Raw genomic sequence first — 22,552 nt, 5'->3', positions numbered from 1 at the left:
CCGGCAGGAGGCGGAACAGCGGCGCCCCGGACCCCTTCCCGCAACGAACGATCAGGAGAAATCTCATGCCCCTCCAGCAACGACGACGTGGAATCCGCGTAGTGGGTGCGAGCGTGGCCCTCGTGGGCCTGCTCGCGGGGTGCAGCGGCGCCGGTGGCGCCTCCTCCTCCGGAGGAGACGAGACGATCAACGTGCTCATGGTGAACAACCCGCAGATGGTCGAGTTGCAGAAGCTCACCGCTGACCACTTCACCAAGGAGACCGGGATCAACGTCAAGTTCTCGGTCCTCCCGGAGAACGACGTCCGCGACAAGATCACCCAGGACTTCGCCAACCAGGCCGGTCAGTACGACATCGCCACCATCAGCAACTTCGAGGTTCCGTTCTTCGCCAAGAACGGCTGGCTGCACTCGCTCGACGAGTACACCGCGAAGGACAAGGGCTACGACCAGGGCGACATCCTCAAGCCGCTCCAGGAGTCGCTGACCGCCGAGGACGGCAAGCTCTACGGCCAGCCCTTCTACGGCGAGTCGTCCTTCCTGATGTACCGCAAGGACGTCTTCGAGGCGAAGAACCTCACCATGCCGGCCAAGCCCACCTGGAAGGAGGTCGCGGCCCTCGCCGCCAAGGTCGACGGCGCCCAGAAGGGCATGCGGGGCATCTGCCTGCGCGGTCTGCCGGGCTGGGGCGAGGTCATCGCCCCGCTGACCACGGTCGTCAACACCATGGGCGGCACCTGGTTCACCAAGGACTGGGAGGCGCAGCTGACCTCCCCGGAGTTCACCAAGGCCACCAAGTTCTACGTCGACCTGGTCCGCGAGCACGGTGAGGCGGGCGCCCCGCAGGCCGGCTACGCCGAGTGCCTCAACAACATGACCCAGGGCCACTCGGCCATGTGGTATGACGCCACCGCCGGCGCCGGCTCGCTGGAGGCCAAGGGCTCCCCGGTCAAGGGCAAGATCGGCTACGTGCCGGCCCCCGTCGACAAGACGGACAGCTCCGGCTGGCTCTACACCTGGGCCTGGGGCATGCAGAAGGCGTCCAAGAAGACCGACAGCGCCTGGAAATTCATCTCCTGGGCGTCCGGCAAGGAGTACGAGAAGCTCGTCGGCGAGAAGGTCGGCTGGTCCAACGTCCCGGCCGGCAAGCGCGCCTCGACCTACGCCAACCCCGACTACCTGAAGGAAGCCGGAGCGTTCGCCGAGGTCACCAAGGACGCCATCGCCAACGCCAACCCGACCGACCCCGGCACCCAGCCGCGTCCGACGGTCGGCATCCAGTTCGTCGACATCCCGGAGTTCACGGACCTGGGCACCAAGGTCTCGCAGGAGATCAGCGCGGCCATCGCCGGCAAGAAGTCGGTCGAGGAAGCCCTGAAGAACTCGCAGGCACTGGCTGAGAAGGTAGGCAAGAAGCAGCGGTGAGTACCTCCGTCAGCACACCCCCACAGTCCCCGGCCGGCGCGCCCCGCGTCGAAGCGCCCCGGCGCGCCGGCCGGGGCGGTGCCGGGCGCGCCCGCGCCTGGGCCACCCGCGCCCCCCTGCTGCCCGCGCTCGTCTTCCTGATCGCGGTCACCCAGTTGCCCTTCGTGGCGACCCTGGTCATCTCGCTGTTCGACTGGAACTCGCTCTCCCCGGACGACCGTTCCTTCGCCGGCGTCTCCAACTACGGCTCCGTGTTCACAGACGCCGACCTGCGCGAATCGGTGTTCACGACCGTCCTGCTCACCGCGACCGTGGTGATCGCCAGCGTCGTCCTCGGGCTGCTGCTGGCGCTCCTGCTCGACCGCAAGTTCATCGGTCGCGGCTTCGTCCGCACCCTGCTGATCACGCCCTTCCTGCTGGTGCCCGTCTCGGCGGCGCTGATGTGGAAGCACGTGCTCTACAACCCGGAGTACGGCCTGCTCAACGGCGGCTGGGCCTGGTTCACCGGTCTGTTCGGGGTCGAGAACCCCGCCCAGCCCGACTGGATCTCGGACATGCCGCTGCTGGCGGTCGAGACCGCGCTCGTCTGGCAGTGGACGCCGTTCATGATGCTCATCCTGCTCGCCGGACTCCAGAGCAGGCCCGCCGAGATCATCGAGGCGGCGAAGCTGGACGGCGCGACGGCCTGGCAGACCTTCCGTTATCTGACGCTGCCGCATCTGCGCCGCTACCTGGAGCTGGGCATCATGCTCGGGTCGATCTACATCGTGCAGAACTTCGACGCGGTGTTCACCCTGACCTCCGGCGGCCTCGGCACCGCGAACCTGCCGTACACCATCTACCAGACCTTCTACCAGGCTCACGAGTACGGACTGGCCTCCGCCGCCGGAGTCGTCGTCGTGATCGGCACGATCGTGATCGCGACCTTCGCCCTGCGTGTGGTCTCGTCCCTCTTCAGTGAGGAGGCGAACCGCGCATGAGCACCCTCTCCGTACCGAACGCCACCCCGGCCGCGCGTCAGCGCGTCGACAAGTACGCTCCCGCCGCCAGGCGGGCCAGGCGGCTCTCCACCGGACTGGGTGTGCTGGCCTGGATCGTCGGCATCGTCTTCTGCCTCCCCGCGCTGTGGATGCTGCTGACCTCCTTCCACTCGGAGGCGGACGCGGCGACCAACCCGCCGTCCCTCACCGCGCCGCTCACCCTCGACAGCTACCGGGTGTTCTTCGGCGACGGCGGCGGCGCCAGCCCCTGGCCGCCGCTGATCAACTCGCTGACGGCGTCGCTGTTCTCCACCCTGTTCGTGCTGGTGCTGGCGCTCCCGGCGGCGTACGCCCTCTCCATCAAGCGGGTGGAGAAGTGGACGGACGTCATGTTCTTCTTCCTCTCCACGAAGATGCTGCCGGTCGTCGCGGGTCTGCTGCCCGTGTACCTCTTCGCGAAGAACGTCGGCATGCTGGACAACATCTGGCTGCTCGTCATCCTCTACACGTCGATGAACCTGCCGATCGCCGTCTGGATGATGCAGTCGTTCCTCGCGGACGTGCCGGTCTCGATCATCGAGGCCGCCCAGGTGGACGGCGCCCGGCTGCCGACCGTCCTGGCCAGGGTGGTCGCGCCGGTGGCCGCGCCCGGCATCGCGGCGACGTCGCTGATCTGTTTCATCTTCAGCTGGAACGAGCTGCTCTTCGCCCGGGTGCTGACCGGTGTGACGGCGCAGACCGCGCCGGTGTTCCTGACGAGCTTCGTGACCAGCCAGGGTCTCTTCCTGGCCCAGCTGTGCGCGGCGTCCGTCGTTGTCTCCCTGCCGGTGCTCGCCGCGGGGTTCGCCGCCCAGGACAAGCTTGTCCAGGGCCTTTCTCTTGGAGCTGTGAAGTAAATGAGGGCAGCGATCGTCGAAGCCGTCGGCAAGGTCTCCGTCACGACGGTTCCCGACCCGACCCCAGGCCCTCGGGACGTTGTGGTGTCCGTCGCCGCGTGCGGACTGTGCGGTACCGATCTGCACATCCTCCAGGGCGAGTTCGCGCCCACGCTGCCGATCATCCCCGGTCACGAGTTCGCCGGCGAGATCGTGGAGATCGGTGCCGATGTGACCGAGCTGGCGGTGGGTGACAAGGTCGCCGTCGACCCGTCGCTCTACTGCCACGAATGCCGCTACTGCCGCACCGGGCGCGGCAACTTGTGCGACCGCTGGAACGCGATCGGCGTCAGCAAGCCGGGCGGCGCGGCCGAGTACGCCGTCGCGCCCGTCGCCAACTGCGTGAAGCTCCCCGACCACGTCGACGTCAAGGACGCGGCGCTGATCGAGCCGCTGTCCTGCGCGGTGCGCGGATACGACGTGCTCAAGTCGACGCTCGGCGCCGAGGTGCTGATCTACGGTTCCGGCACCATGGGGCTCATGATGCTCGAACTGGCCAAGCGCACCGGCGCCGCCTCCGTCGACATGCTCGACGTCAACCCGGAGCGGCTGACCACCGCGGGCAAGCTCGGCTGCTCACGCTCGGCCGCCTCGGCCGACGAGTTCGACCGGCCCGGCGGCTGGGACCTGGTGGTCGACGCGACCGGTAACGCGCGCGCCATCCAGGACGGTCTGGGCCGGGTGTCCAAGGGCGGTACCTTCCTCCAGTTCGGGGTCGCCGACTACGCGACGACCGCCGTCATCGAGCCGTACCGCATCTACAACCAGGAGATCACCATCACCGGCTCCATGGCGGTGCTGCACAGCTACGAGCGCGCCGCCGCGCTGTTCGCCACCGGGGTGCTCGACCCGAAGGTCTTCATCAGCGACCGGCTGCCGCTGGAGCAGTACCCGCAGGCCATCGACAAGTTCAAGGCGGGCCAGGGCCGCAAGATCGTGGTCGAGCCGTGACGCCGGCGCGGGAGGCAGGACCGGGTGCCGTCCTGGTGATGGGGGAGGCGCTCATCGACCTCGTCCCCTCGCCGGACGACCCGGCCGGCTTCCGGGCCGAACCCGGCGGGGCGCCCGCCAATGTCGCGGCCGGGCTCGCCAGGCTCGGCACGCCCAGCTGGTTCGCGGGCGCGCTCGGCGGCGACGGCTTCGCGCGGATGATCGAACAGCGGCTGGTCTCCGCGGGCGCCGAACTCGGTCTGTGCGCCCGCTCGGAGCTGCCCACGACGCTCGCGGTCGCCGACCCGGGCCCGGACGGCACCAGCTACCACTTCCACCTCGCGCAGACGGCGACCTTCCGGCTGCCGGACCACTCCGCCGAGGTGGAGCGGTTCGCCGTGGTGTACGCGGGCGGGGTCGCCGCCGCCGTGGACCCGTCCGCCGACGCGGTCGCGGCCACCGCGCGCGCCGGAGCGCGCCACTCGCTGCTGGTGGTGGACCCGAATGTCCGCGAGGACCGGACGATCGACCCCGAGCTGTCCCTGCGCAGACTGCGTGAGCTGTGCGAGCTGGCGCAGGTCGTCAAGGCCAGCGACGAGGACCTGGCCCGGCTGTGGCCGCGGGCCGATCCCGACGAGAGCGGCCGACGGCTGGCGGCGGACGGCCGGCTCGTGCTGGTCACCCGGGGCGCCGAGGGCAGCACGGCGTACGCCGGCACCGCCGAGCCGGTGTCCGTCTCCGCGGTCCCCGTCGAGGTGGTCAACACCATCGGCGCCGGGGACGCCTTCATGGCGGCGGTGCTCCACTGGCTCAGCACCGCGCCCGTCGACCGCGCGGGCGGACCGGCGCTGCTGGAGCGCGAACAGATCGCGGAGATGCTCGGCTTCGCGTCGCGCGTCGCCGCCTCCGTCTGCGCCAAGGCCGGTACGGAACCGACACCGCCGTCGCCCGGGGAACACTGATCCGACGCGCGCTGCGGGCCCGCACCGGGTCGCGGAGCACGCACCGAAACCACCTCCCCGCAGTGGCCGAGGCCACCGCCCCGCATCGACGGGACGGTGGCCTCGGCCGTTCACGGGCCGGTGCCGGGCGGTGTCACGCCGCGCGACGGCCGCGCTCCGAGGCGGCCCGGACGATCTCCGCGTACCGGTGGCCGCTGCTCTTGACCGTCCGGCGCTGCGTCGCGTAGTCCACGTGGACCAGGCCGAACCGCTTGTCGTAGCCGTACGCCCACTCGAAGTTGTCCATCAGCGACCAGGCGAAGTACCCGGCCAGCGGGGCGCCGCCCGCCACGGCCCGCGCGCACGCGGCCAGATGCTCCTCCAGGTAGCGGGTCCGCTCCGGGTCGTCGACCGTGCCGTCCGCCCGCACCGCGTCGGGGAAGGCCGAGCCGTTCTCCGTGACGTAGAGGCGCCGCGCCCCGTACTCCGTGGTGAGCCGGCCGAGCAGCTGCTCCAGGCCGTCCGCGTGCACCTCCCACCCCATGTGCGTGGTGCGGGCGTCGGCCACCTCGACCTGCCTGGCGTACGGTACGGGCCCGGCCGGGTCGTCCCGGACGATCTGGCGGAAGTAGTAGTTCAGCCCCAGCCAGTCCAGCGGCGCCGCGATGGTCTCCAGGTCGCCGGGGCGCTCGGGCAGCTCCACCCCGTACAGCTCGCGCATGTCCGCCGGGTAGCCGCGGCCGTGGATCGGGTCCAGCCACCAGCGGTTGGTGTGGCCGTCGGCCCGCACGGCGGCCGCGCGGTCCTCCTCGCTGTCACTGGCGGGCTCGATCGGGCTGAGGTTGTTGACGATGCCGATCCGGGCGTCGGCGCAGACCGCCCGGATCGCCTGGACGGCCAGGCCGTGCCCCAGGTGCAGGTGGTACGAGGCGCGCACGGCGGCCGTCAGATCGGTCAGCCCCGGAGCCATCCGGCCTTCGAGATGCCCGATCCACGACGAGCAGAGCGGCTCGTTGAGCGTCGCCCAGTCCTTCACCCGGTCGCCCAGCCGCCCGGCGACGACGGAGGCGTACGCGGCGAAGTGCTCGGCGGTCTCCCGGGCCGGCCAGCCGCCCCGGTCCTGGAGGACCTGCGGCAGGTCCCAGTGGTAGAGGGTGGCGAACGGGGTGATCCCCGCCTCCAGGAGCCCGTCCACCAGCCTGTCGTAGAAGTCGAGCCCCGCCTTGTTCACCGGCCCGTCGCCGCCCGGCACGATCCTCGGCCAGGCGACCGAGAAGCGGTAGGCGCCGACGCCGAGCCGGCGCATCAGCGCGATGTCCTCGGGGACCCGGTGATAGTGGTCGCAGGCCACGTCGCCGGTGTCGCCGTTGTCGACCGCGCCGGGCGTGTGGGAGAACGTGTCCCAGATGGAGGGGGTGCGGCCGTCCTCGGCCACCGCTCCCTCGATCTGGTACGCGGCGGTGGCGACGCCCCAGGTGAAGTCGGCCGGGAGGGCGTTGAGGTCGTTCACGTACTGCCTTTCCGCAGGGGGCACCCGGGGGTCGGCCGGGCGCCGTGGGGTCACTTGACCGCGCCGGCGGTCAGACCGGCGACGAGATAGCGCTGGAGGAGCAGGAACCCGGCGACCACCGGCACGCTGACGACGAGCGAGGCGGCCATGACCTGGTTCCAGTAGACGTCGTTCTGGGTGGCGTACCCCTGGAGTCCGACGGCGAGGGTGCGGGTGGTGTCGTTGGTCATGACGGAGGCGAAGAGCACTTCGCCCCAGGCCGTCATGAACGCGTACACGCAGACCGCGACGATGCCGGGGGTCGCGGCCGGTACCACCACCCGGAACAGCGCGCCGAACGCGCCGCAGCCGTCCACCATGGCGGCCTCGTCCAGGTCCCTCGGGATGGAGTCGAAGTAGCCGATCAGCATCCAGATGGAGAAGGGCAGCGAGAACGTCAGATAGGTGAGGATCAGGCCGCCGCGCGATCCGTACAGGGCGATGCCCGTGGTGTTCCCGATGTTCACGAAGATCAGGAAGAGCGGGAGCAGGAAAAGGATGCCGGGGAACATCTGCGTCGAGAGCACCGTGATGGTGAAGACCCGCTTGCCCCGGAACCGGTAGCGGCTGACCGCGTACGCGGAGAACACCGCGATCACCACCGAGAGCACCGTCGCCGATCCCGCCACGATCAGCGAGTTCACGAAGTAGCGGGCCAGCGGGACGGTGTCCCAGATGTCGAAGTACGGACGGATCGTGAGATCGGTGGGGATCCACCGGAACGCGCCCGAGACGTCCTGGAGCGGCTTGAGCGAGCTGCTGATCATCACATACACCGGCAGCAGCGCGAACACCGTCAGGAGGGTCAGGACGACCCGCCGGGTCCACCGGAAGGACGGCGGCGGTGCGAGCGGGGAGCGGGGCCCGCCCCGTCGCGGTCCACTAGACATCGGAGCCCTTCCTTCCACGGGTGGTGAGCAGCAGATAGACGGCCGTGACCAGCAGCAGGAAAAGCAGCAGGAGCACGGACATCGCGGAGCCCGAGCCGAAGTTCCAGGTGACGAACGACGACTGGTAGATGTGGATCGAGATCAGATCGGCCGACTCCGGTGCCGATTTGCCGAACAGCACGTACGGCGTGTTGAAGTCGTTGAACGTCCACAGGAACAGGACGAGCACCAGCACCTGGTTGACCGGCCGCAGCGACGGGAGGGTGATCCGGCGGATCTGCTGCCAGATCCCGGCGCCGTCGATCGCCGCGGCCTCGTACAGTTCGCGCGGGATGTTCTGGAGGCCCGCCATCACGATGAGGAAGGCGAACGGCCAGGACTTCCAGACGGCGACGACGATCAGCGCGTAGACGCTGTTGTCGCCGATCAGCCAGAAGGACGGCTGGTCGGTCAGGCCGAGTTGGTCGTGCAGGACGTGATTGACCAGCCCGTTGTCCCGCTGGAACATGAAGGCCCAGGTGATGACGGCCGCGTACACCGGCAGCGCGTACGGGACGAGGAAGACGGCCCGCAGCACCCCCCGGCCCCGGAAGTTCTCCTGGAGCAGGATGGCCGCGGTGACGCCGAACAGCCAGCACAGGGCGACCGCGCACAGGGTGAAGACGCAGGTGACGAAGAAGGAGTGGAGCAGCGCCCGGCCGATCGGGGCGTCGAAGTCCACGGCGACGCGGTAGTTGTCCAGGCCCGTCCATGGCGCGGCCCCCCAGTCGCGGATGTAGAACTGGGTGAGCTGACGGAAGCTCATCACGATCCCGATGACCATCGGGATCAGATGGACCAGCAGTTCCAGCAGCACGGCCGGCAGGAGCAGCAGATAGGGCAGGCCGCCGCGGCGGACCCGGTCGGGGAGGCGCGGCAGCCTCCGGCGCGGGCCGCCGCCCGGGCCCCGCGCGGCGTCCGCCCGGTCCGTACGGCTGGAGGTGAGGGTGGCGGTCATGACAGTGGCCTCACTGCTGCATCTGCTGCTGGGCCTTGTCCAGGCGCTCCCGGACCGATGCGGTCGTCACCGGCCGGCCGGCGGCGGCGTCGGCCCACAACTCCTTGACGGCCGTGCCGACCGCCGTCTCGAACTGTGACTCGGACGGCACCTGCGGCAGCGGCGCTGCGCTGTTCAGGAGCGTGTCGCGCAGGACCTTCAGCTCGGGCGCCGCGAACGCCTCGTCCTCCTGCGCCGCCTTCACCGGCGGAATCGAACCGTAGGTCTTGTTGAGCAGGGTCTGCTCCGCGTCGCTCGTCATGAACTTGACGAACTTCTTGGCGCCGTCGAGGTTCTTGGTGTTCTTGAAGACCGCCATGTTGATCCCGGCGACCATGGAGTTGGTCTTCTTGTCCGCGCCGGGCGCACCGTCCCGCACCGGCACGGGGGCGACGCCCCAGTCCTCGGGCTTCATGCCCTGCGAGGCGAAGGTGGAGGCGGCCGCCTGCCACAGCACCATCGCGGTCCTGCCCTTGGAGAAGTCCTGGAGGGACTGGTTCTGGGCGTACTCCGCGTTGCCCGGCGCGACGATCTTGTCCTTGGCCATGAAGTCGACGTACTGCTTCACGGCGGCGACCGCGCCGTCCGAGGTGAACGCCGGTTTGCCGGACGCGTCGAAGAAGTCGACGCCGTGCTGCTTGGCGAGGACGAACACCTGGTGGATGTTGTTGGAGAGGTTGGCGCCCTCGGCGCCGAGCGCCCATTTGCCGTCCCGGGACAGCTTTTTGCCGTCGGCGACCAGCTCGTCCCAGGTGGCCGGCGGCGCGCTGATGCCCGCGTCCGCGAACATCTTCTTGTTGTAGTAGAGCGCGTAGGCCAGCGAGTACAGGGGGACGGCCGCGGGGGCCTGGTCGGCCGCGCCGGCGGAGGCGACCGCCGAGTCGACGAACCTGTCCCGGCCGCCGATCGCGTCGAAGTTCTTCTCGTCCCACGGCAGCAGCGCGCCGGTGGCCTGGAGCGAGGACGACCAGGTGTTGCCGATGTTCAGCACGTCGGGGCCCTGGCCCGAGGTGGTGGCGGCCAGGATCCGGTTGAGCAGATCCGCCCACGGGACGACTTCGAGTTTGACCTCGATACCCGTCTCCTTCTCGAACTTCTTGAGTTCGGGGGTGAGTATCTTCTTGTCGGCCTCGATGCTGGGGCCCTGGTTGGACGCCCAGTAGGTGAGGGTTCCGGGCGCCTCGTCGCCGCCGCCGGACGACGAACCGCCGCCGCATCCGGTGACGGCGGCGAGGGCGCCGAGGACGGTGACTGCTGCCGCGGCTCTGACTCTGCGCATGTGCGGGGCCCCTCTTTGGGGATGGCCGTGTGCACCGGAGGAACAGCCCGGACGTACGGCCTCCATGACTTAATTTATGCCGTGATTTAAGAGGTGAGGGAAGGTCGCGTCAAGGCTTGTGACCGGGGTATGTTGCGTGGAGGGAAGGAGCACCATGGCGGAGCGCAACAGACGGACGGTGCGTGACCTGCGCCGGGGCAACCGGGCACGGGTTGTGCAACGGTTGTATTTCGACGGTCCGCTGAGCCGCCAGGAGCTGGGACCGGCCACCGGGCTGAGTTCCGGGTCCATCAGCAACGTCGTCGCCGAACTCGTCGCCGAGGGGCTGCTGGAGGAGGCCGGGGTGGTCGACTCGGACGGCGGCCGCCCCCGCACCCTGCTGCGGGTCGCCCCGGGCGGCGGGCTGCTGATCGGCATCGACATCGGGGAGACCCGGGTGCGGGTCGAGCTGTTCGACCTCACCCTCACCGAACTCGCCCGCACCGACCGGCTGCTGGCCCAGCACGGCTACGACGTCGACCGGGTCGTGGAGCATGTGCGCACCGGCGTCGCCGATGTGCTGCGGGACGCGCAGGCCGACCCGGAACACCTGCTCGGTATCGGGATCGGGGTCCCCGGGATCATCGAACGCGGCGGCCCGGACGGCGACGTGGTCCACGGGCCGACCATCGGCTGGGACGCCGTGCCCTTCGAGAAGCTGCTCCGCGCGGCCCTCGAAGTGCCGCTCGACATACCGCTGTTCATCGACAACGGTGCCAAGACCCTGGGCCAGGCCGAGATGTGGTTCGGCGGCGGCCGGGGCGCCGGCACCGCCGCCATCGCGCTCATCGGTTCGGGGATCGGCGCGAGCGTGGTGCACGGCGGCGCCCTCATGGAGGGGAACGGCCGGGGCAGCGCCCTCGAATGGGGCCACACCACCGTACGGATGGGCGGCCGGCGCTGCCGCTGCGGCTCCATCGGCTGTCTGGAGGCGTACGCGGGCGCGGAGGCGATGCGCGAACGCTGGTACGAGGCGGGCGGGCCCCTCCCGGACGACGCGGACGACGAGACGGCGCTCGCCGCCCTGCTCGCCGCGGCCTTCCCGGGACCGGAGGGCCCCGAGCCCGACCCGGTCGCGGTCTCCCTGCTGGAGGACACCGCCGAGTGCCTGGGCGCGGCCCTGGGCGACCTGATCAATCTCTTCCTGCCGGAGCGCGTCCTGCTCGGCGGCTGGGCCGGGCTGCTGATCGGCCCCCGGCTGCTGCCGGAGATCCGCCGCCACACGCGGGCGTACGCCCTGCCGCCCGCCCTGGCCCGTACCACGATCGAACTGGGCCGTCTCGGACCCGACGCGGTCACGGTGGGGGCGGCCACGCTGCCGCTCGCCGGGTTCCTCGCGCGCGGCGGCAGCAGACCGCGGCCGGCCGGACCCGCGGGTGAACCGGAGCCCGGCGGGGTGAGCGCGCCCCGGCGCTGGCAGCGCGCGCCCGCGACGGCGGGAGGGCCCGCGCGGGGAACGGAGCCCGTGGAAGGGGGATCCGGGGGGCCGGGTCCGTGGACGCGGAGTCCGTGAGGGAGGCGCGGGTGCGCGCGGGCGCGCGCCGGCGCGCGGCGGGTCAGGCCGAGTCGCGTACCACCAGGGACGGTTCGAAGACCACCGAGGTGACCGCCCGGTCGGACCCGGCGAGCCGCTCCAGCAGCAGCCGGGCCATCTGCGCCGCCATCTCCTCCACCGGCTGGCGCACCGTGGTGAGCGGCGGGCGGCAGGACAGGGCCGCGCTGCTGTCGTCGAACCCGATCACGGCGACATCCCCCGGCACCCGCCTCCCGTGCTCGCGCAGCACATGGCAGGCTCCCACCGCCATCAGGTCGTTGGCCGCGAACACCGCGTCCAGATCCGGGTGTTCGGCCAGCAGCCGCGCCATCGCGGCCTCGCCGCTGTCCTGGGTGAACAGCCCCTCGGCGACCGCGACGCACGGCTGTCCGGCGCGCGCCATCGTGTCGCGGAAGCCCGCCAGCCGCTCCTGTCCCGCGGGCACGTCCAACGGCCCGGTGATCGTGGCCACCCGCCGGCAGCCGCGCGCGAGCAGATGTTCGGCGGCCAGGCGAGCCCCGTCGCGGTGGGCGAGGTCCACATAGCTGATCCGGGTGGGCCGGGCCGGGCGCGCGTACAGCACGGCGGGCAGCCCGGCCTCGGTGATCAGTGCGGGCAGCGGATCCTCGGCGTGCGTCGAGACCACCAGCGCGCCGTCGGCGCTGCCCTGGCGCAGATACGCCAGGACCTCGGCGCGGGCGCGCGAGGTCTCGGCGAACATCAGGACCGGGTACAGCCCGCGCGGCCGCAGATGGCTGACGACCCCGGTCACCACCCGGCCGAAGAAGGGGTCGGCGAAGACCCGTGCGGTGAAGGAGCCGCTGCCGTCCTCGCCCCCGGCGCCGTCCGTGGCGGCGCCTCCGCCGGAAGCCGGGCCCGTCGCGTCCTGCGGGCCGGGGTCGTCCCCCGCGCCCGAGACCACCAGCGCGATGGCGTCCGTCCTGCGGGTGACCAGCGAACGGGCCGCGCGGTTGGGCGCGTACCCGGTGGCGGCCACCGCTCGCCGGACGGACTCCTGGATCACCGGGTCGACATTGCGGACCCCGTTGACGACCCGCGAGACCGTGGCCCGGGAGACACCGGCGGCCCGCGCCACATCCTCCAGGGTGGGTGCGCCCGCCGACCGCAGATCTTCCGTCATGCTCCCTTTTATAGCATCAGAGGAGAGCGCTCTCCGGAGGGGCTTCCGGCACGGACCGGGACAGCGATGTCACGGCGCGCAGCGGCAGTTCACCGGCCGACCGCCCGCAGAGCAGGGTCACCTCTCCCGGCTCCGCCACCCAGCGGCGCTCCCGCGTCGACCAGCGGGCCGCCGCCCGGCCGTCCACCCGTACCGCCGCGACCGCCCGCTCCCCGGGGTCCGCGACCACCGCCGCGTGTCCGACGAGCCGGGGGACCGGCGGCCCGCCGTCCGGTTCGGGGCCGGCCAGATAGAGCTGGACGACCTCGCGCCCCCGGCGTACGCCGGTGTTGCGCAGCACCACCCGCACGTCGAACGGCTCGCCGGCGCCCACCTCGGCCGGCGCCTCCATCGACTCGTACGCCCAGGTCGTGTACCCCAGGCCGTGGCCGAACCAGTACGCGGGGACGGCGCCCGAGCGCAGCCAGGCCCGGTACCCGATGAACGGGCCCTCGGTGTACGGAAGGACGCCGCCCTCCGGGCGGGTGCGCAGGACGGGAGCGTCCGCCTCGGTGGCCGCCCAGGTGGTGGGCAGCCGGCCTCCCGGCTCCACCCGGCCGAACAGCACGTCGGCCAGACCGGCCCCGGCCTCCTGCCCGGGGAACCAGGCGAGCAGAATCGCCCGGACCTCGTCGCGCCAGGGGAGGGTGACGGGACCGCCGGTGTTCAGCACCACCACAGTGCGCGGATTGGCCCCGGCGACCGCCCGCACCAACGCGTCCTGACCGCCCGGCAGCGCCAGCGTGCGCCGGTCGCTGCCCTCGGACTCGCTCTCCTGCGTCGTCCCCACGACCACCACGGCGACCTCCGCTTCCCGCGCCGCCGCGACCGCGCGTTCGCGCGCCGCCGCCGCGTCGCCCGGGGGAGGGGCGGCGGCCAGGACGGTGGCGACGCCCGTGCCGCCGTCGAGCCCGCGCCTGACGACGAGTTCCACCTCCCGGCCCCCGGTCAGCGGGGTACGGACGTGGCGGTACGGCGGGGCCACATGGACCCGGGTCGGGTCGTCGGAGTCCACCGGGAAGGTCCCGGCCAGCACGGTCCGGCCCGCGACGGTCAGCGAGAGCGCGCCCCATCCGCCGACCGCCAGCGTCCAGAGGCCGTCCCGGTCGGGCCGGAACAGCGCCCTGATCTCCACGGTGTGCGCCCCCGCCACCTCGGCGGGCTCCACGATCCGTCCCGACAGCCGGTGCTCGGCGTGGAGTTCGGCCCCGGCCGCGTCCAGCAGCCGCACCAGCACGCCCGGTCGGCCGCCGCGCGGGTCGCGGGTGTTCGCCCGGTCCAGCGGCCGGGGCCGGGCGCTCGGCGGCAGACCGGGCGCGTGCACCACCCGGGCGGTCCCGGCCAGCGCCGCCGTGATGCCCTCCAGCGGTGTGACCAGATCGGCGGGGAACACCTCGGCGCTGCCGCCGCCCTGGATCCGCACGGCCGTCGCGTGCGGACCGATCACCGCGACCGAGCGCGGCCGCGCCGGGTCGAGCGGCAGCAGGGAACCCTCGTTGCGCAGCAGGACCGCCCCGGCCGCGACGGCCCGGCGCAGCAGCGGGCGCTCCCGCTGACGCCGCTGAGCTGTTGAAGGGAGGACGCCGACCACGCTGGACCCGGGCATGGGTGACATGGCGTCAGGCGATGGTGGGATCACCCCTTCCCGCACGAGGTCCGACGGCTCCGGCCGGGCGCCCGCCCACGCGGCCAGCCGCAGCAGCCGCCGTACCTTCTCGTCGATCAGCTCCACCGGGACGGCCCCCGACTCCACCGCCGCGTACAGCCCTTCGGCCCACGGGCCGGCCGGCCCCGGCATGGCCAGATCCTGCGCCGACCGCGCGGTGTCCAGCAGCGAGCGGACCGCCCCCCAGTCGGAGACGACCGGGCCCTCGAAGCCCCACTCGTCCTTCAACGGCCGCTCCAGCAGCGGCCCCGCGCTCATGGTGACGCCGTTGACACGGTTGTACGCGGACATCACCACCCGTACCCCGGCCTCGACCGCCGCCTCGAAAGGGGCGAGATAGACCTCGCGCAGCGTCCGCTCGTCCACCCGTACGTCCACCGTGAGCCGGTCGGTCTCCGCGTCATTGGCGACGAAGTGCTTCGCGGTCGCCGCGACCCCGCCCGCCTGGATGCCCCGGATCAGGGCCGCGCCCGTGCGCCCGGTCAGCAGCGGGTCCTCGGAGAAGCACTCGAAGTGGCGGCCGCCCAGCGGTGACCGGTGCAGATTCAGGGTGGGCGCGAGCAGCACGTCGACTCCTTTGCGCCGCGCCTCAGCGGCGAGCAACTCGCCCGCCTCGCTGACCAGTTCCTCGTCCCACGCCGCCGCGAGCGCCGTGGGGCAGGGCAGCACGAGCGCCGTGTCGCGTTCGTCCCAGGCCGTCCCGCGCACCCCGGCGGGCCCGTCGGAGAAGGTGAGGGCGCGCAGCCCGACCGCCGGTTCCGCGTGCGTGCGCCAGGTGCTCGCGCCGGTCAGCAGGCGCACCTTCTGTCGGAGATCCAGCTTCTCCAGCAGGCGGCCGGTCTCGGCCCCGGTCGGCTCCGCCTCCATGGCTGCCCCCTCCGTGTACGACGTACGACCACCGGGAGAGCGCTCTCCCGGTGCCACAGGGTCGCCGGACGGCGCCCCGGTGTCAATGGCGGCAATTTCCCGCTCTCGCGGACACGCCGGGCTCCGGGGTGGGACGCTGAGGGACGGCGGACGGCCCGCGTGCGGCGGGCGAAGGCGGTGAGGTCTTGTCACGGTCCTTACTCAGCCCTTACGTTGGCCGCTCGCGACGAGTCCTACAGCCAGTGGGGGAGCCAAGCCATGGCCGCAACCGGTCGGCACCGCCGATACCAGCCGAGCCGCATCAACCGCGCGTCGCTGACCGTCACGGCGGGCGGCGCGGGAATGGCGCTGCCGCTCATCGCGGCGGGCGCGGCGCACGGCGCGTCGGTGGACACCTGGGAGAAGGTGGCCGCCTGCGAGTCGACCGGCAACTGGCAGATCAACACCGGTAACAGCTATTTCGGCGGTCTCCAGTTCACCCAGTCCACCTGGGAGGCGTACGGCGGGGCGCGGTTCGCCGCGCGCGCCGATCTCGCCACCAAGGACCAGCAGATCGTGATCGCGGAGAAGGTCCTCAAGGGGCAGGGCCCCGGAGCCTGGCCCGCCTGCTCGGTCCGGGCCGGCCTGACCCGTGGCGGCGCCGCCCCGGACGTCACCACGGACAGCGCCCGATCGACCAAGAACCGTCCCAGCGCCGAGACCGGGGCGCGCAGCGGGCCGATCGAGGTCAAGAGCGCGAGTACGGCGAGCGCGGCGAAGGCCGAGGGCGCCGTGCGGAAGTCCGCGTCGCCCACCTCCGTACCGACCCAGCGCGAGGGGTACACCGTCGCGCGGGGCGACTCGCTCTCCGGGATCGCCGTCGAGGAGTCCGTCAAGGGCGGCTGGCAGCGGCTGTACGAGGAGAACCGCCGGCTCATCGGCTCCGACCCCGACCTGATCTTCCCCGGCCAGAAGCTCGTCCTGCGGGTCCAGACCCCGGTGAAGGGCAGCGCGGCCACCCGGCCGAAGCAGTCGGCGAAGCCCAAGACCGCCGAGAAGCCGAAAGCCGCCGAGAAGCCCAAGGCCGCCGAGAAGCCGAAGGTCGCCGAGAAGCCCAAGCAACAGGCCAAGGCGCCGGCCCGCACCGAGGCCGGCACGAAGAAGACCGGCACGCTCACCGCCCCGGTCACCGCCTCCACCGGCACCCAGTACCGCCAGGCCGGCTCTTGGGCCAGCGGCTACCACACCGGTGTCGACTTCCCCGTGCCCACCGGCACCTCCGTCAAGGCCGTGGGCCCCGGTACGGTCGTCTCGGCCGGCTGGGCGGGGGCGTACGGCTACCAGGTCGTCATCCGGCACGCGGACGGCAAGTACAGCCAGTACGCGCACCTCTCCGCCCTCAATGTGCGCGAGGGCCAGACGGTCGGCGGGGGCCAGCGCATCGCGCGTTCAGGAACCACCGGCAACAGCACGGGACCGCATCTCCACTTCGAGATGCGCACGGGGCCCGGTTACGGTTCCGACATCGACCCCCTCGCCTACCTGCGGGCCGGTGGAGTCCGCCTCTGAGCACGTGCCGCGCTCGGCCCGGGGCTCGGACGTGAGCAGGATCAGCCCGCCCACCGTCAGGGCGCCCGCGCCGAGCGCCAGCACCGTACCGGGCAGTCCGTAGCGGAAGCCCTCGTCGAAGAGCGTGATCCCCACGGCCGCCGCCACCACCGGGTTGACCACGGTGACCGCCGCCAGCGGCGCGGCCAGCCCCGCGCCCCGGTAGGACGCCTGCGAGAGCAGCAGTCCGAGCGCCGCCAGGGCGCCGATGATCAGCAGACTGGACAGCTGAACGGTCGCCCCGGACGAGGTCCAGTCCACGGCGACGGTCTTGGTGAAGACCGAGCCGATGCCGAACGCCGCCCCGGCGCCCCCGGCCAGCAGCAGACTCCGTGCGGCGGGTCGGCGCGCCAACTGCGCGGCCAGGAAGACCAGTCCGACCCCGGCGAGGGTGGCCGCCGCCAGGATCACCCGCTCCACGCCGTCCAGCGAGTGGGCGTCGCTGGAACCGGTCAGCGCGAGCAGTCCCGCCAGTCCCACCGTCGTCGTGGCCACGCCGCGCCACGCGGTCCGCCCGGCGTCCCTGCCCACGAACAGTGCCGCCAGGGGCGGCGCGAAGACGATGGTCAGCGCGCCGAGCGGCTGCACCAGACTGAGCGGTCCGTACGCCAGCGCCGCCACATGGAGCACCGCGCCCAGCCCGTTCAGCGCCACGGCGGCCCACCACACCCCGTGGCGCAGGGGCGCGTAGGGGCGGTCGGGAGTGGCCGTCGCGACCCGCTCCTGGAGGATCGCCCCGGACGCGTAGGCGATCGCGGAGACCAGGGACAGCAGGACGGACGGGACCAGAGCGCTCATGCCGTCCACGATCTCCCGGCCGGCGCGTTTCGTCGTCACCCTCTGGTTGGCGATCCGCCGTACTACCGGAGCAGTACGGCGGACCGCCGATGTCCACCCGCAGACGGTATCGCCACAGGTCAACGGCGGTACGACGGGCCCGGGGCGGCAGGGGCCTTCCTGCGTCCCCCTTCCCGTTCCTCCCGTTCCCGCTCAGAGCATCCGGCGCCGTCGGCCCAGCCAGGTCTGCGCGATCACCACCACCGCGAGGAACGCGCCGCTGACGACCTGCTGGTACGCGGAGTCCAGCGAACCGATCTGGTTGATGACGTTCTGGATCACCTTCAGCAGCAGCACCCCCACCAGAGACCCGCTGATGAATCCGAAGCCGCCGGTCAGCAGGGTGCCGCCGATGACCACGGCGGAGATCGCCTCCAACTCCATACCGGTGCCGAGAATGGTCACCCCGGAGACCAGCCAGGCCGCGTTGAGCGCTCCGGCCAGTCCCGCGCAGAGTCCGGAGAGCGTGTAGACGGCGATCTTCGTACGGGCCACCGGGGCGCCCATGAGGGCCGCCGCGTCCTCGTTGCCGCCGACCGCGTACACGTACTGCCCGAAGCGGCTGCGGCGCAGCGCGAGCGCGCCCAGCACGAAGAGGGCCACCGTGATCCACACGGGTACGCCGATGCCGAACAGGGTGTCCTGGCCCAGCCGTGCGAAGAACGACGCGTCGTCGACCAGATAGGTCGTCGAGCCCTCGTCGGTGACCGACAGCAGGATTCCGCGCGCCAGCAGCATCGCGGCGAGGGTCACGATGAACGGGGCGAGCCGGGCCCGCGCGATCAGCACCCCGTTGACCATGCCGATCAGCCCGCAGACCGCGAGCGGAAGCAGCAGCGCGACCCCTGTTCCGTACCGCGAGCCCCAGGCCGCGAGCACCCCGCCCAGGGCGAACAGCGATCCCACCGAGAGGTCGATGCCCCCGGTGATGATCACGAACGTCATACCGAGGGCCACCACGGCGAGGAACGCCGAGGAGACCGCCATGTTCTCCAGGTTGTCCCCGGTCAGGAACGTGTCGAAGCCGATGGAGGCGGCGAGCGCCACCAGCACCAGCGTGACCAGCGCGCCGTGCTGCTGCGCGAGCGCGCTGATCCGCTCGCCCCGGCTCGCGCCGAGCGGCTCCGCACGCGTCGGCGCGGGTCCGCTCTCCGTCGTCGTGGTCCGCACAGCGGTCACCGCTTCCCCCGTTCCCGTGCCGCGTACACCGCGAGCACGATCACCACGGCCTGGGCGATCTGCGTCCAGGACGGCGGCAGATCGTGCTTGATGAGCGTGGCGGTCAGCAACTGGATCAGGACGGCGCCCGCCACGGTGCCGCCGATCCGGATCCGGCCCCCGGTCAGGGGGGTGCCACCGACCACCACGGCGGTGATCGCCGACAGCTCCATCAGGGTGCCCAGCGAAGTCGGGTCGCTGGCCTGGAGCCTGGCGGTGGCCAGGACCCCCGCGATCGCCGCGAGCACGCCCGAGCAGACGTAGACGAGGATCAGCACCCGGCGCACCGGCAGCCCCGCCAGCCGCGCCGCCGGCCGGCTGTCCCCGATCGCCAGCAGCTGCCGGCCGAAGGTCGTGCGCCGTACGGTGAAACCGACCGCCAGCGCCAACGCGCCCGCGATCAGCACCAGATACGGGACACCGAGCAGATCGCCCGAGCCGAGCGAGGCCAGCCCCGGGTCCCGTACGTCCTTCAGCTGCGGCAGCAGCACCAGCGCGATCCCGCGTCCCGCGACCATCAGGGCGAGGGTCGCCACGATGGGCTGCACGCCGATGAAGGCGATCAGCGAGCCGCTGGCGAGTCCGACGACCGCCCCGCCGAGCACCGCCACGATCAGCGCGATCCACGGCCCGTAGCCGAGATAGAGGGACAGCAGGGAGGTCGACAGTGCCATCACCGAGCCGACGGACAGGTCGACGCCCTCGCTGCCGATGGCCAGCGCCATCCCGAGCGCCACGATCAGGACCGGCGCGACCTGCACGGCCTGCGTACGGAAGTTCTCCGCGGACAGGAAGTGCGGGGTGAACGCGGCGTTGGCCAGCAGCAGCACGGCCACGCCCGCGTACACGCCGTACTCCTGAAGGAACGTCAGCACCCGTGCGCGGTCCAGGGGAGCGCGCCGGGCGGCCGTCAGCTCACTCATCCCGGCCCCCTTCCCCGCCGGCCGCGCGCTGCCCGGCGATCGCGTGCAGCAGTCGCTCCTCGGTGACCTCGGCCCCGGTCAGCTCTGTCACCACCGCACCGTCCTTGAGGACCACGACCCGGTCGGAGCCCTCGATCAGCTCCTCCATGTCGGACGAGATCAGCACCACCGCGAGCCCCTCGTCGGCGAGTTCGTCGATCAGCCCCTGCACCTCGGCCTTGGCGCCGACGTCGATGCCCCGGGTGGGCTCGTCCAGGAGCAGTACCTTCGGCCGCATGGCGAGCCAGCGGGCCAGCAGCACCTTCTGCTGATTGCCCCCGGACAGCTCGCCGACCCGCTGGTGCGGGCCGGACGCCTTGATCCGCAGCCGCTTCATGAAGGTGTCCACCACCCGGTCGATCCGGGCGTCGTCCACCAGCCCGAAGCGGGAGAGCCCGGGGAGCGCCGCCAGCGCGATGTTCTCGCGCACGGACAGGCCGGGCACGATGCCCTCGGCCTTGCGGTCCTCGGGCAGCAGGCTGATGCCCGCCCTGATCGCGGCGGGCGTGGAGCCGCCGCGTACCGGTGTCCCCGCCACCAGCACCCGGCCGGAGTCGGTGGGCAGCGCCCCGGCGATGGCCCGCGCGGTCTCGCTGCGGCCCGAGCCGAGCAGCCCGCCCAGGCCCACCACCTCGCCCGGCCGGACGCTGACCGACACCGAACGAAGCTGATGACGTACCGTCAGATTCGTTGCTTCAAGTACGGGTTCACCGCCCGTCTCATGCGCACCGCTGAATTTCGTGAGCCCTTCGCCGCGCACCTCGCCCATCTCGCGCCCCAGCATCAGGGAGACCAGCCGCAGCCGGTCGAGCTCCGCGATCGGGCCGGTGTGGACCCGCTTGCCGTCCCGCAGCACGGTGACGGTGTCGCAGACCTCGTACAGCTCGTCGAGCCGGTGACTGACATAGATCACCGCGATCCCGCGCTCCTTGAGCATCCGGATCACCCCGAACAGGGTGCGGACCTCGCGCGGTTCGAGCGAGGAGGTGGGCTCGTCCATGATGACCACCCGCGCGTCGACGGACACGGCCCGCGCGAGCGCCACCATCTGCTGCGCGCCGACCCCGAGCGAGCGCAGCGGTCGCCGCACGTCCACCCGCAGACCGAGCCCGGCCAGCGCCTCGGCGGCCTCGCGGTGCATCCGGCCGAAGTCGATCAGGCCGAGCCTGCCGCGCGGCTCGCGCCCCAGGAAGAGGTTGCGGGCCACGGACATCAGCGGGACGAGGTTGACCTCCTGGTAGATGGTGGAGATCCCGGCGTGCTGCGCCTCCAGCGGGGTCGCGAACCGCACCGGCTCGCCGCGGAAGACGATCTCGCCCCGGTCCGGCCGGTACACCCCGGTGAGCAGCTTGATGAGGGTGGACTTGCCCGCCCCGTTCTCGCCGATCAGCGCGTGGACCTCACCGGGCCCGACCGAGAGGTCCAGGCCGTCGAGCGCCCGGGCGCCGGGGAAGGACTTGGTCAGCCCCGTGACGGACAGCACGTCAGAAAGCCTTGTCCAGATCAGCCTTGGCGTTCTCGTCGGTGTAGGCGCTGTCCTGGATGACGATGTCCTGGTCGACCTTGTCGCCCTTGGTGAAGGTGTCGAGGGTCTCGAAGGCGAGCGGTCCGAAGCGCGGGTTGGACTCGATGACCCCGGAGATCCAGCCGTCCACGATGGACCGCACCGCGTTGCGGGTGCCGTCGACCGTCACGATCTTGACCGCTCCCGGCTTCTTGCCGGCGCTCTTGAGGGCGTTGACGGCCCCGAGCCCCATCTCGTCGTTCTCGGCGTAGATACCGGTGATGTCCGGGTTGGACTGGATGAGCTGCTCGGTGACCTGCTGGCCCTTCTCCCGGGCGAACTCGCCGGTCTGCTCGAACACCACCTGGAGGTCGGGGGCCTTCTCCTCGATCCGGTCCTTGAACCCCTTGGTCCGTTCGGTGGTCACGTTGTTCCCGGCCGCGCCGAGCAGGATGGCGACCTTGCCCTTCCCGCCGGTCGCCTCGATCATCCGGTCCGCCGCGCGACTGCCCTGCTCGACGAAGTCCGAGCCGATGAAGCTCATATAGTCCTTGCAGGCGGTCGCGTTGATCTTCCGGTCGATGGTCACGATCGGGATCTTCTTCGCCGCCGCCGCGCGCAGCACCGGGCCCCACCCGTCGGAGTTGAGCGGCGCGATCACCAGCAGGTCCGCGCCCTTGGCGATCAGGTCCTGCACATCGCTGATCTGCTTGGAGAACTGCGACTGGGCGTTGGCCGTCAGGAGTTTGACGCCCCGTCGCTTCGCCTCCGCCTTGATGGAGGCGGTCTCGGCGATCCGGAAGGGGTTGGCCTCCTTCTCGGACTGGGAGAAGCCCACGGTCGCATGGGCGAGATCGGACTTCGCGCCGCCGAACTGGTCGACGGTGCAGGTGGCGGCCTTGCCGGCGCCGGGAGTGGCGACGACCTGACCCCCGCCGCTCCCGGTCGCGGCGGCGGAGTCGCCGGCCTCGTCCGACTCGGACTTGGCGCATCCGGCGAGCGCGAGGGAGGCGACCAGGCTCGCGGCGAGCACGGCTGTGGTGGTGGAACGGCGGACGGCGGAAGACTTCATGGCGGAACCCCATTCCGGCGCGGACCCGGGCGAAGAACACACGGAGGTCCGGCTCGTACGGTCTGCTGGTCGGCATGGTCCTGCTGCGATCGTTCGATGGGTTTTTACATCGTTGTACGGAG

At 71.6% G+C, this 22,552-nt stretch carries 18 protein-coding genes; 7 read left to right on the top strand and 11 right to left on the bottom strand.

The window, feature by feature from the left end:
• Positions 1-65: 65 nt before the first annotated feature.
• The 5 genes from ACFY6S_RS03165 to ACFY6S_RS03145 are packed head-to-tail and all read left to right on the top strand — an operon-like array spanning position 66 to position 5,231.
• Positions 66-1,424 (top strand): ABC transporter substrate-binding protein, encoded by a 1,359-nt coding sequence (locus tag ACFY6S_RS03165; protein ID WP_388822025.1) that lies wholly within the window; start codon positions 66-68, stop codon positions 1,422-1,424.
• Positions 1,421-2,404 (top strand): carbohydrate ABC transporter permease, encoded by a 984-nt coding sequence (locus ACFY6S_RS03160; protein ID WP_388822022.1) that lies wholly within the window; start codon positions 1,421-1,423, stop codon positions 2,402-2,404. The genes ACFY6S_RS03165 and ACFY6S_RS03160 overlap by 4 nt, the downstream gene beginning before the upstream one ends.
• Positions 2,401-3,300 (top strand): carbohydrate ABC transporter permease, encoded by a 900-nt coding sequence (locus ACFY6S_RS03155; protein ID WP_388822019.1) that lies wholly within the window; start codon positions 2,401-2,403, stop codon positions 3,298-3,300. Before ACFY6S_RS03160 ends, ACFY6S_RS03155 begins: the two co-directional genes overlap by 4 nt.
• On the top strand, positions 3,301-4,290 hold the full coding sequence (locus ACFY6S_RS03150; protein WP_388822016.1) for a zinc-dependent alcohol dehydrogenase family protein: 990 nt from the start codon (positions 3,301-3,303) through the stop codon (positions 4,288-4,290).
• Complete coding sequence (locus ACFY6S_RS03145; protein WP_388822013.1) at positions 4,287-5,231, top strand: carbohydrate kinase; 945 nt, start codon at positions 4,287-4,289, stop codon at positions 5,229-5,231. The genes ACFY6S_RS03150 and ACFY6S_RS03145 overlap by 4 nt, the downstream gene beginning before the upstream one ends.
• 133 nt (positions 5,232-5,364) lie before the next feature.
• Here the strand turns inward: ACFY6S_RS03145 and ACFY6S_RS03140 are convergent, their stop codons facing one another.
• Genes ACFY6S_RS03140 through ACFY6S_RS03125 form a run of 4 tightly spaced genes read right to left on the bottom strand, consistent with a single transcriptional unit; the run spans position 5,365 to position 9,964 of the window.
• On the bottom strand, positions 5,365-6,720 hold the full coding sequence (locus ACFY6S_RS03140; protein ID WP_388822010.1) for a GH1 family beta-glucosidase: 1,356 nt from the start codon (positions 6,718-6,720) through the stop codon (positions 5,365-5,367).
• A gap of 50 nt (positions 6,721-6,770) precedes the next feature.
• Positions 6,771-7,649: a carbohydrate ABC transporter permease gene (locus tag ACFY6S_RS03135; protein ID WP_388822007.1), complete on the bottom strand. Its 879-nt coding sequence runs from the start codon at positions 7,647-7,649 to the stop codon at positions 6,771-6,773.
• The gene (locus tag ACFY6S_RS03130; protein ID WP_388822004.1) at positions 7,642-8,646 is read right to left on the bottom strand and encodes a carbohydrate ABC transporter permease; all 1,005 of its coding nucleotides are present in this window, start codon (positions 8,644-8,646) and stop codon (positions 7,642-7,644) included. The genes ACFY6S_RS03135 and ACFY6S_RS03130 overlap by 8 nt, the downstream gene beginning before the upstream one ends.
• Before the next feature lie 10 nt (positions 8,647-8,656).
• A complete protein-coding gene (locus ACFY6S_RS03125) occupies positions 8,657-9,964 on the bottom strand; it encodes an ABC transporter substrate-binding protein (RefSeq protein WP_388822001.1) in 1,308 nt (435 codons plus the stop codon).
• A 154-nt stretch (positions 9,965-10,118) separates the two neighbouring features.
• On the opposite strand from ACFY6S_RS03125, the gene ACFY6S_RS03120 reads away from it, so the two are divergent.
• Positions 10,119-11,516, top strand: coding sequence for an ROK family protein (locus tag ACFY6S_RS03120; protein ID WP_388821998.1), 1,398 nt, complete (start codon positions 10,119-10,121; stop codon positions 11,514-11,516).
• Between the two features lie 43 nt (positions 11,517-11,559).
• Here ACFY6S_RS03120 and ACFY6S_RS03115 read toward each other — a convergent pair whose 3' ends face one another.
• Positions 11,560-12,678, bottom strand: a complete 1,119-nt coding sequence (locus ACFY6S_RS03115) for a LacI family DNA-binding transcriptional regulator (protein ID WP_388821995.1) — start codon at positions 12,676-12,678, stop codon at positions 11,560-11,562.
• A gap of 16 nt (positions 12,679-12,694) precedes the next feature.
• On the bottom strand, positions 12,695-15,250 hold the full coding sequence (locus ACFY6S_RS03110; protein ID WP_388821992.1) for a glycoside hydrolase family 3 C-terminal domain-containing protein: 2,556 nt from the start codon (positions 15,248-15,250) through the stop codon (positions 12,695-12,697).
• 258 nt (positions 15,251-15,508) lie between these two features.
• Between ACFY6S_RS03110 and ACFY6S_RS03105 the strand changes: the two genes are divergently transcribed.
• Entirely contained in the window at positions 15,509-16,798 is a 1,290-nt protein-coding gene (locus tag ACFY6S_RS03105) for a transglycosylase family protein (protein ID WP_388821989.1), read from the top strand.
• Here the strand turns inward: ACFY6S_RS03105 and ACFY6S_RS03100 are convergent.
• The 5 genes from ACFY6S_RS03100 to ACFY6S_RS03080 form a co-directional block, all read right to left on the bottom strand.
• Positions 16,679-17,635 carry a DMT family transporter gene (locus ACFY6S_RS03100; protein WP_388821986.1) on the bottom strand — a complete coding sequence of 319 codons (957 nt, stop codon included), beginning with the start codon at positions 17,633-17,635 and terminating at the stop codon, positions 16,679-16,681. The two genes, ACFY6S_RS03105 and ACFY6S_RS03100, sit on opposite strands and share 120 nt — an antisense overlap.
• Before the next feature lie 192 nt (positions 17,636-17,827).
• Positions 17,828-18,844, bottom strand: a complete 1,017-nt coding sequence (locus tag ACFY6S_RS03095) for an ABC transporter permease (RefSeq protein ID WP_388822911.1) — start codon at positions 18,842-18,844, stop codon at positions 17,828-17,830.
• A gap of 5 nt (positions 18,845-18,849) precedes the next feature.
• On the bottom strand, positions 18,850-19,815 hold the full coding sequence (locus ACFY6S_RS03090; protein WP_388821982.1) for an ABC transporter permease: 966 nt from the start codon (positions 19,813-19,815) through the stop codon (positions 18,850-18,852).
• Entirely contained in the window at positions 19,808-21,337 is a 1,530-nt protein-coding gene (locus ACFY6S_RS03085; RefSeq protein ID WP_388821979.1) for a sugar ABC transporter ATP-binding protein, read from the bottom strand. The genes ACFY6S_RS03090 and ACFY6S_RS03085 overlap by 8 nt, the downstream gene beginning before the upstream one ends.
• Position 21,338: 1 nt before the next feature.
• On the bottom strand, positions 21,339-22,430 hold the full coding sequence (locus tag ACFY6S_RS03080) for an ABC transporter substrate-binding protein (protein ID WP_388821976.1): 1,092 nt from the start codon (positions 22,428-22,430) through the stop codon (positions 21,339-21,341).
• Positions 22,431-22,552 lie beyond the last annotated feature (122 nt).

Source organism: Streptomyces sp. NPDC012835, from assembly GCF_042900885.1.
GTDB lineage: Bacteria > Actinomycetota > Actinomycetes > Streptomycetales > Streptomycetaceae > Streptomyces.
This window is presented reverse-complemented; position numbering and strand designations above follow the sequence as displayed.